Genomic DNA, 9,394 nt, shown 5'->3' on the forward strand with positions numbered 1-9,394 from the left:
ACCGCCGGCAATCGTCGCGCTTTCCACAGCCGTGAGTGTACCAGCAGTGATGGTTGTTCCAAGGACGGCAGCCAGAGTACCGGTTGTGATCGTTGCGCCAAGTAGCGCATTTAGCGTACCACCGGCAATCGTCGCGCTTTCCACAGCCGTCAGTGTACCTGCTGTGACGGTCGTTCCAAGGACGGCAGCCAGAGTACCGGTTGTGATCGTTGCACCAAGCAACGCGCCAAGCGTACCGCCGGCAATCGTCGCGCTTTGTACAGCAGTGATCGTACCTGCAGTGATCGTGGTACCAAGAATCGCAGCCAGAGTACCAGTTGTGATCGTTGCGCCAAGCAACGCATTCAGCGTACCGCCGGCAATCGTCGCGCTTTCCACAGCCGTGATCGTACCAGCTGTGATCGTAACTCCCCCAATCAATAATTGACCGTTGGAGTCGACGGCTATCGGCAGGGTTGTTGTTCCGTCTTTACCAAAAATGAGTGTTCGCAGATCATCAGGATCTGTATTGAATGCTGCAAAGTTTGGCATGTTATATCACCTTCCTATTTAAGTTGTTTTAGTACGGTTCATAGTATGACGAATCTATAAACATTGCCTGTACTAATACCAGACTTATATAAATAGGGCAGGCCGGTTAATGCAAACCATTAATAAGAATCATCATGTTATTGACTGCGCCTGGAAGTAAATATCCAATCGCACATTCCCAGCTTCTTTCAAACTAGTACGTACCGCAATCCGAGTAAACTTTAAAAATTTCGTCGGTACGATTGCCGATACACTTTCAGGATTTACGGTATCCTCGCGGTCGAGTGTAAAATGCTTGCTATCCGGGCTAATTTCCACGCGAACCAAAACAGGATTGCTGCTCCTGTTTATTACCGCGTAGGAATAAGTAGTTAGCATAGCTGTCTCCTGAGTGGGGAGATAAGTCCATTGTTGATCGGCATGTGTATCGGGAAATATTTCTTCATGAAATTTTCGAGATGATGGCGGTTCTACTACACTGACCTGCAGTACGCCTTGTTTATTGGTTCTTATCGGATTAACTTGGTTCCTATTGAGACCAAATATGATAACTTCGCGCCGTTTTCGCCGTAGAGACTTCCTGCTCTTTTTTAATTTTCTCTTTTTTTTGCAACAGCATGATAATCGGCTCACTTCCTTGTTTGACTTGTTTTTTTTTGTCATTGTCATTCCTCCAAGAATGCCTGCTTAAGCAGTATATGAACCTAAAAGATACAGTAGGAACGGCTAATGATGGTATACGTTAGGATTATTTAACCCCTGTGAGGAGTCGTATGACGCCGGACGAAACGGCTGTCGTTAACGGGTAAGCAGAGATCAGCCGGAGTAACCGCTGTCTGTAGAAGCGCTGCGAACGAATAACTGTGCCATTATGTCAAAGGAGGATAACAAAAGGTGATCTTGTGGCGCTGTTTACACCTAACGGCTCTTTGTTATTTTGATCTGTTGTTCGCTTGCACTCACATTGGGGCTAAGGATTTACAAAAAGGAGCAGGAAATCTTATTGTTTTTTTGTGCAAAATTAAAGGAATATAGTGAGTGACACTAAATACAGCGTTGAATAAATGTTCCAAATGTTTCTTCTTTTCCAGAATGCCTCAAAAAGTACCTTATGTTCACAACAACTTAGTATTCTTACGTTCACTAGATTACAAAGTGCCTCCATTGCTGTCTAGCGACACAAATCAACCTAATTGTATCGAAGTATTCAGATTGACTAGTATTTGATTGCCTATATTGTTAATGTCTATGAGGGCGGAAATTGTATGGAAGCTAAGAACGATTTTGAAAGGGGGATGCGGACGTGACGGTGGGGAAGGACCAGTAAAACAACAGGATAGAACAAATGGGGAGTGAAAGCCGAGCCATTGTGGAAGCAGCGATTTACTTTTTTACTTGTAATTACTGACCAATATCTTGCCCGAATCCCAATGAGTTGAACAACATGCCGCCTTTCCATGTATCTTCACTCTGTCCAAGAATCATAAATCTGACCACCAGTGACAATACTAACAGATATATCTTTTCGAATATTCCAAAACCGAGTAAAACCTAATCCAAAAAGCAGAAACCCGACCTTTTAATAAGGTCGGGGAAGTGAAGTGCTTAATCAGCTTTGTAAGTGAATATTGAAGTGTCACTACGTTCTAAGGATATAAAAACGATTTAATGTCCTCGGTATCACGCTCCTTCGTTTTATTAAAGCATATTTTGTTGTGGAGTGTATGTGGTAGTGACAGGAGCATATCAAAAACTTTTATTATAGCGGCATATCCGGTTGCACCCACATATCTCCGGCCCAGGTATGAATATGGTACCACCGTTCGTTTTGCGGATCGGTCCATCGTTCAAATGCATCTACGGTTTGAGCCGATAGTACCCCGAAGGATGGGAAAGGCATCGTTGGAAACAGATAGAGCCTCACGTCCTTCAATAGATTGAGCCGTTCATTGATAGGCTCGGCACCTACAGGTTGTGAGAAATTCGGCTCAACCCAAAATGTCTTGCCATCCTGAGACCGAACATGGTAAATTCCATTCTGTGTTTTTTCCAAGGCAAATACCTTCTGCGGTGGAATCAGCTTGGCATCCGAGGGACGTTGCAAACGACTCGACGTATCATAATCCTCCATGTACAAGGTTTCTGTCGGCAGATCCATCTCCTGATTCAAAATTTCCATATCTATTAGCATCCGAGGCTGAGAGACAACCCACATATCCCCTAACCACGAGGTCTCAATTCGATAGGAGTTGGACAAGTACGAGACAGGTGATTCGAATACGGCATTCGCATGAACCGTTTGCGGAGCGAGCACGACATCTGTCATCGTAGATAGGGATGGTTGCTTATAGAGAGCGGCCTCCCAGGTCAGTGTAATGTTCGTATCGAGCGGCTTGACGACGCCAATCTTGTCATAGTCCAGGTGCATCCAGAGATCACCTGCCCACGTGGTTTTGATTTTGATCCATACCTTGTCACCACGCTGCTTGGTGTACCATGCTTGCTCTGCATCGACCGAAGTCACATCTTGAGGAGTAAGTGCCGCTAATGGTTTGCGCGAATCGTCAGGTGTGGAATAGAGCGGCGTCTGTTCGAATAAGGTGATGACCGCTGGCACTTTGGGCGGGACAAATTGTTTATGCGGGAGCAATCCTGCATTTGCCTGCAAATTGCCGTAAGTGGGAAGGCTGACTTTGGAATTAACTGCAGCGTAAGCGACTGACGAAGATAGCGGATACGATAGCAAAATTGCTGCAACAGTAGTGAGAGCTAAGAATTTTTGGCGACCAAATCTCTTCATTGGGGTTTCACCTCATGTATTATACTTTTTCCACCTTCTATTGCCTAATGTTGTAAATATAGACTCAAAAGTTGAGTAAATTGTTGCGTTAGGAAATGGATTTTTTTGCAACCATACCATAAATCTCCATGTCTAGTATTAACAATTCCGGTGTTAGTGCTGGACATTTGTCCATTATGAAGGATTGGAAATACGGGGACTTAATCATTATAAATCCGATCACCAATGATAATACTAAGCGTTGCTTCAGCCTTGTAAGTGAATATTGAAGTCAGTACGTTCGTGTACTTTACTATGGAACGCATATGGCAGAATGTGAGCCAGAAGGAGTTATTCAACATGAATAAAGAAGTTGCCGACAAATCTCGTCATCGCCTGCATTCAGGAATCAACATGTTGCTTGCATTTGCTTGCCTTATCGTTCTAGTTTCCCTGACATTATTGTTACAGCGACCGCCAGCACCGAAAGCAAGCACTGCATCCGAGCAGGATTTTTCAGCAGAACGGGCGATGACTCATCTTCAAATGATTGCGTCGGAAGTTCATCCGTCCGGATCTCCAGCACAAGAAAAGGTTAGAGAATATCTAGTCAAACAAATGGAAACTCTTGGATTAAACCCTAAAGTAGAGGCATTCAAAGAAACAGTTGACTTAGGATCGGGCGAAAACGAAATCGAGTTGTCGAATATCGTTGGTATTTTGAAAGGGACGGAAAACGGCAAAGCCGTTATGCTGACTGCCCATTACGATTCAGTACCTGAAGGTCCCGGAGCCAATGACGATGGGACCGCGGTCGCCGCTTTGCTTGAAACCGCGCGGGTGCTAAAAGCGGGGGGACCCCTGAAAAATGATATCTGGTTCGTGTTGACCGATGGTGAGGAAGAAGGATCGTTAGGCGCGAAAAACTTTTGGGGCAACGGCGAACATAAACAAAAAATCGGATTCGTCGCCAATTTTGAAGCGCGAGGTTCGGGCGGTTCCTCGATGATGTTTCAAACGAGCGACGGTAACGGCAAGCTGATTCGGGAACTCGCGAAGGCTTCCCCGCCGAACGTACTTTCCAACTCTTTTATGGGCGATGTATATAAAATATTACCGAACTACACGGATTTTACGATTTCCTTACGAGCTGGAATACCTGGTTTTAATTACGCTTACATTGACGGTTGGGATAAATACCATTCCAAGGAAGATGACCTGAATCATGTTGGCATGTCATCGTTCCAGCATCAGGGAGAGAATGCGTTAGCCGTAGCAAGGCAATTTGGGAACATGGATTTAAGTGATTTGCGTGCGGATGATGAAATTTACTTCAGTGTTTTTGGAAAACTGATCCATTATCCTAAATCGTTTGACTTGCCGTTATTCGTTTTACTTATTGTATTGTTTATCGGGCTTTTGATCGCTTCTTTCAAAAAAGGCATCGTACGTCTGAAAGGAATTAGCAGCAGTGTGCTAATGACCATATTGTGCATCGTCGGCTCTGTCGCAATTTCGTATGCGCTATGTTATGGGATTTTTGCGCTATGGGCAGATCGGATGGTGCTTAACACGGGGTACGCGTTCGACTCTAAAAAGTATGATTTCAGCTTCTTGCTGTTTACTATGATCATCAATGCACTGCTCTTTAAGTTATTCCGAAAAAAAACAAACGACATGGAAATCATGCTGACAGGTATGTTATTTTTCATTCTTTTGCTCCTTAGTTCACTCCTATTCTTGCCTGGCGCAAGTTATTTGATGACCCTGCCTTTGCTCGTTCACACTGTCGTTATCGGATATGCGCTCACAAAGGCTGATCCTATTGCTGTGTTAAACAAGCCAATCGTTAGTGTTATCGCCGTGATTTTACCCATCATTTTGTTTACAACGGTGTTCTATCTTCTGTTTATTGGTCTCAATCCGACGTTGAATGTTGTGGGGGCACTATTGCTTTCGTTTCTTCTCCCCATGATTCATCCCGTCAACAAACGAATTATCGGATTACCCAGAATTTTGATACTGCTCGCATCGGTTGTCATAGTTCTGTTAATCGGCGCAGGCGCGTATCAAGCGTTCCAGTAAACATGCTGCAGGAATCGCACCTAATAATTTCCATATAACGATAAGCACCTAATCGCTGAGCGGCGGGGGTGCTTTTTTGTGTTCTAATCCGAGAGTCCTCGCAGGCAGAAATAACGTGTAAACATGCAAACCGATTAGCGCCGACCATCCCTGTTTATGCAATGTGTGGAATTATGCGCTTACAAGATGGAATTTATCGTTTTTCGCGTTAAATATCTCCAGAAATGAGTTTTACTTCGCATAGAACGAAGGAGTAAGATGTATCCTATGAATTGAAAATTGTCGAAAATTCGTACTGGAACTGGATTAGTAGGAGGAACTTTTTCGTCCATTAACGGAGTAAATACGGGTAATTTGGAGAGGGAATTAGCTGTGGATCCACTTTATGAAGTTCATCGGTTGAAGGTTAAGGGCGAGGAATCCATCAATTACTGTTATGTGATTGTGGACAAGTCAACCCGCACTGCGGCAATGGTTGATCCTGCATGGGAAATAGACAAAATTAATCAGTTAATTCATGAACTTGATGTTGAGTTGCACTATATTTTATTGACTCATTCCCATGAGGATCATGTGAATGCAGTTGATTTGCTTGTGGGACAATATGAACCACAAGTGTATTTATCTCAGGTTGAAAAAGAGTATTACAGTTTCGAAAGTGCGTCATTACATTGTTTTGCGGATGGCGACCGAATTCAACTTGGTTCTACGGTCATCACATGCTTATTAACTCCTGGACATACAGCGGGAAGTGCTTGTTTTTTACTGAAGCGTGATATTTTTACCGGCGATACCCTTTTTATTGAGGGTTGCGGCGGTTGTGATTCTAAAGGAGCTGACCCCTATCAGCTTTTCGATAGCGTGCAGAGATTGAAGAAGATGCTCTCATCCAACATTTGTGTTCATCCGGGTCATTCTTTTGGGGAACCGCTTGGACAACCCCTGAGCCGCTTATTCACGCATAACATTTATTTTCAGTTGGAAAAAGAGGATTTTGTCCATTTCCGAATGAGAAAAAATCAAACGCTCACGCACAGTTTTGTTTAGGCTCAGTAAAAAAATCAAAGGGTGGATTAGGATAATGACAACAGAAACTCGGTTAATAGAAGCAATACAACCTATTCGTTATTTTAGCTTGGCCGTCAGTATTTATCATCTATTTGAAACGGGCATTTACGACGTTCTTCTGAAACAAGGTCCGGTTTCGGTTGCTCAACTGACGAAAGATCTTGAACTCGATGAAAAAAAGTTGCGGGGATTTTTGAAGTATCTGAAAAACGAAGATATGATCCTGGAGACGAACGATCATTATCAATTGAGCCCGAAGGGGATCGAAATCGGGGATTTCCGCGGTTGGTACATTATGCTGATCGGCGGGTATGCAGAAACTTTTCTACAGATGGGTCCCAAATTGAAGGCGAATTCGGGCTGGGCAACGCGCAATTTGATGCAAGTCGGGGTAGGAAGCTGCGATATCAGCCATTACGACGCGATTCCATTAACGCAAAAGTTGATGACACAAATCACCGGTGAGAAGAAGAAATTGTTGGATTTGGGGTGCGGAAACGGTCGTTATTTGGTTGAGTTTTGTACGATTTTCCCGGATATCAAAGCGTATGGCATCGAGCCGAGCGAAGGCGGTTATTCCGAAGCGGTGAAATTGGTGGCCAAATACGGCCTTGAAGACCGGATTCAATTAATGCAAAGCTCGGCTTACGATTTTTTGAATCGCGACTTCGATTTTAAACCGGATTTTATGGTACTGGGCTTCGTCTTGCATGAAATTCTCGGTCAGAGCGGCGAAGAGGGCGTCATCAGCTTCCTCAATCAAATTACGGACCGATTCCCGGACATCAATATCATCATCATCGAAGTAGACGACCTTATCGACGATGCGAAAAAAATGGACGAAGGCTATGCATCGGCTTACTACAATCCGTATTATCTCCTTCACTATTTTACGAATCAACTGCTTGCGAAAGAAAAATATTGGGACGATTTGTTCGAGAAACTGAACTTTAAGGTCAAAGCCAAAGAAAGAGTCGACCACGACGTCGATTCAACCGATTTGACGATCGGATACCTTATCACGAAGGAGAAATGACGATCATGCAACGCGTCACCACGTCTTCCAGCCCGTTTACTTTACTGCAGCAGCGACTAAAGTACGTTAGTCTCCATCCGGATCGGAATTGGAATGTCTGGGTAGAAAACGTACCTCAATGGGACAAGCCCCCAGCTATTGAGGAGTATGACAATTTCCCATTCGTTAAAAGGTACGCTCCATGCGAAGGCTATGATTTTCTTTTGGACGCGATTCGCTGGCGTGAACAAACGATGTACGGCATTTCTCCGAATGAAGAACAGATGATGGTAACGAACGGTGCTCTTCACGCTGTCTCCCTCATTTTCCGTTTATTGTATCGACCCAATGCGGTTGCCCTGTGCCAAGGTCCAATATTAGGAAGCATCGGGTCCATATTGGAGAAATACGGTTTCCGCATCATCTATTTTTCAACCGAACAGGGAGAGGTCGATATCGAAAGGCTAGCGCGGGAATTCGATCATGCCGACGTTCGTTTGATATATATCAATACCCCCCACAATCCAACGGGGGACATCCTGTCGGAAGGCGCGATCTCCCGAATTTTGAAGCTCGTTAATGACAAAGGCATCAAGCTGATTTGCGATATGATTTACGATACGATCACCTTCGGTGGGGCGAAGACGAATTCTCCATTAAGTCAAGGATCGGATTGGAGAAACGTGTACTCGGTTCATTCGATGTCCAAAAATTACGGCTCACCGGGCTTGCGAATCGGCTGGATCGTGTCGGATCGGGAAAACATCAAACCGCTAGCCGGGCTCTTGGAACAGGAGTGCGTAGCAATTAGCGGTATTTCTCAGAAGAGAGCGCAGCTCCTGATCGAACATGGCAATCGTGAACTGCTGGAAAGCATCAATCAGCGCAAAAAAGAAGTTGAGCGATTGCTGCCCTTATTCAGCGATATTCAGTATGCCGTTCCTCGAGGAAGTACGCAGTATTACGTTAAATTCCCGGTGGACGATGTGGATTTATTCGCGGATTACCTTCTTGTCAACTGCAATCTGGCCATTACGACAATCAGTAATTACCATGGCGGCAGCGGCTCCTATATCCGAATACCGATTGTTTATCCGGTCGAGGCAACAAGGGACGCAATGAGGCTTCTTTCCGAAGGGCTTAAGCAATTTCAAAATAACCATGTATTTGCATGATCTCATTCCATTAAAATAACGAAGAAGTGAAGGGATAAACATGTTGCAAAACAGCGAAATATTAGCATTCGAGGAATCGGATTGGAGGAAAGAGGTTTTCCAATTTTTCGAGGCCGATATGAGGAGCGAATCACCGGCGTTTCCTTGTGTATTTGGTGCGACGGGATTTGCTAAAAATCAAATGAGATATACCTTCTTGGAAGACACGGAAGAAGGTTCCATTCGGCAATTAGGCGAGGCATTGAGCGAATACGTGAAAATCGGACGCGGACTCGGCCCTTATACGTCTTTCGCTGCTTTCTTCAATATCGATAAAACCAAAGCGATCGGGGACTATGAAAGTCTATTTTGGAGGCTCCTTAACCGGCTTCATGAACTTGATCCAAAGAAATGGCCGGAGCAAATACCGGCCGATCCAAATGATCCGAAATGGGAATTTTCGTTTGAAGGAGAGCCGATATTCGTCGTTTGCAATACGCCTGCTCATCAATTGCGCAGGAGTAGAAGATCGCAAACCTTTATGCTGACCTTTCAGCCAAGATGGGTGTTCGAAGAGGTTACGCAGCAACAAATTATGTACGTTAGAAGCTTGCTGAAAAAGTATGATCCAATCGCTCCGTTTCCTCTATTGGGAACATACGGGGATTCGAAAAATAGGTCCTGGATGCAATATTTTATTCCGGACACCAACGAAGCTGAAGTGAAGGGCTGCCCTTTCCATCAAAACACTTAATTTTCAAT

Annotated in this window: 7 protein-coding genes and 1 pseudogene; 5 read left to right on the top strand and 3 right to left on the bottom strand. The window is 44.4% G+C overall.

The genetic code is table 11. From position 1 onward, the window contains the following. The 3 genes and pseudogenes from AC58UW_RS19105 to AC58UW_RS19115 all read right to left on the bottom strand — a co-directional run. Nucleotides 1-531, bottom strand: a pseudogene (locus tag AC58UW_RS19105) (DUF6385 domain-containing protein); the annotation flags it as partial. Nucleotides 532-663: 132 nt separating this feature from the next. Beyond that, nucleotides 664-1,194 carry a DUF6385 domain-containing protein gene (locus tag AC58UW_RS19110; protein WP_497422202.1) on the bottom strand — a complete coding sequence of 177 codons (531 nt, stop codon included), beginning with the start codon at nucleotides 1,192-1,194 and terminating at the stop codon, nucleotides 664-666. 1,096 nt (nucleotides 1,195-2,290) lie between these two features. Then, complete coding sequence (locus tag AC58UW_RS19115; protein ID WP_497422203.1) at nucleotides 2,291-3,331, bottom strand: hypothetical protein; 1,041 nt, start codon at nucleotides 3,329-3,331, stop codon at nucleotides 2,291-2,293. A 339-nt stretch (nucleotides 3,332-3,670) separates the two neighbouring features. On the opposite strand from AC58UW_RS19115, the gene AC58UW_RS19120 reads away from it, so the two are divergent. The 5 genes from AC58UW_RS19120 (at nucleotide 3,671) to AC58UW_RS19140 (ending at nucleotide 9,386) form a co-directional block, all read left to right on the top strand. Beyond that, entirely contained in the window at nucleotides 3,671-5,395 is a 1,725-nt protein-coding gene (locus AC58UW_RS19120) for a M20/M25/M40 family metallo-hydrolase (protein ID WP_497422204.1), read from the top strand. Nucleotides 5,396-5,674: 279 nt separating this feature from the next. After that, on the top strand, nucleotides 5,675-6,442 hold the full coding sequence (locus tag AC58UW_RS19125; RefSeq protein WP_497422205.1) for an MBL fold metallo-hydrolase: 768 nt from the start codon (nucleotides 5,675-5,677) through the stop codon (nucleotides 6,440-6,442). 34 nt (nucleotides 6,443-6,476) lie between these two features. After that, entirely contained in the window at nucleotides 6,477-7,499 is a 1,023-nt protein-coding gene (locus AC58UW_RS19130; protein ID WP_497422206.1) for a 2-ketoarginine methyltransferase, read from the top strand. Between the two features lie 5 nt (nucleotides 7,500-7,504). After that, complete coding sequence (locus AC58UW_RS19135) at nucleotides 7,505-8,653, top strand: beta-methylarginine biosynthesis bifunctional aminotransferase (RefSeq protein ID WP_497422207.1); 1,149 nt, start codon at nucleotides 7,505-7,507, stop codon at nucleotides 8,651-8,653. Between the two features lie 118 nt (nucleotides 8,654-8,771). Next, entirely contained in the window at nucleotides 8,772-9,386 is a 615-nt protein-coding gene (locus AC58UW_RS19140; RefSeq protein ID WP_497422208.1) for a YqcI/YcgG family protein, read from the top strand. The last annotated feature ends 8 nt before the right edge of the window (nucleotides 9,387-9,394 follow it).

Source organism: Paenibacillus sp. J22R160, from assembly GCF_059692135.1.

What these genes read in the sequence shown, in the direction of transcription:
- AC58UW_RS19135 (WP_497422207.1), top strand. Translation starts at nt 7,505, where the DNA reads ATGCAACGCGTCACCACGTCTTCCAGCCCGTTTACTTTACTGCAGCAG.
- AC58UW_RS19130 (WP_497422206.1), top strand. Translation starts at nt 6,477, where the DNA reads ATGACAACAGAAACTCGGTTAATAGAAGCAATACAACCTATTCGTTAT.
- AC58UW_RS19115 (WP_497422203.1), bottom strand. Translation starts at nt 3,331, where the DNA reads ATGAAGAGATTTGGTCGCCAAAAATTCTTAGCTCTCACTACTGTTGCA.
- AC58UW_RS19140 (WP_497422208.1), top strand. Translation starts at nt 8,772, where the DNA reads ATGAGGAGCGAATCACCGGCGTTTCCTTGTGTATTTGGTGCGACGGGA.
- AC58UW_RS19120 (WP_497422204.1), top strand. Translation starts at nt 3,671, where the DNA reads ATGAATAAAGAAGTTGCCGACAAATCTCGTCATCGCCTGCATTCAGGA.
- AC58UW_RS19110 (WP_497422202.1), bottom strand. Translation starts at nt 1,194, where the DNA reads ATGACAAAAAAAAACAAGTCAAACAAGGAAGTGAGCCGATTATCATGC.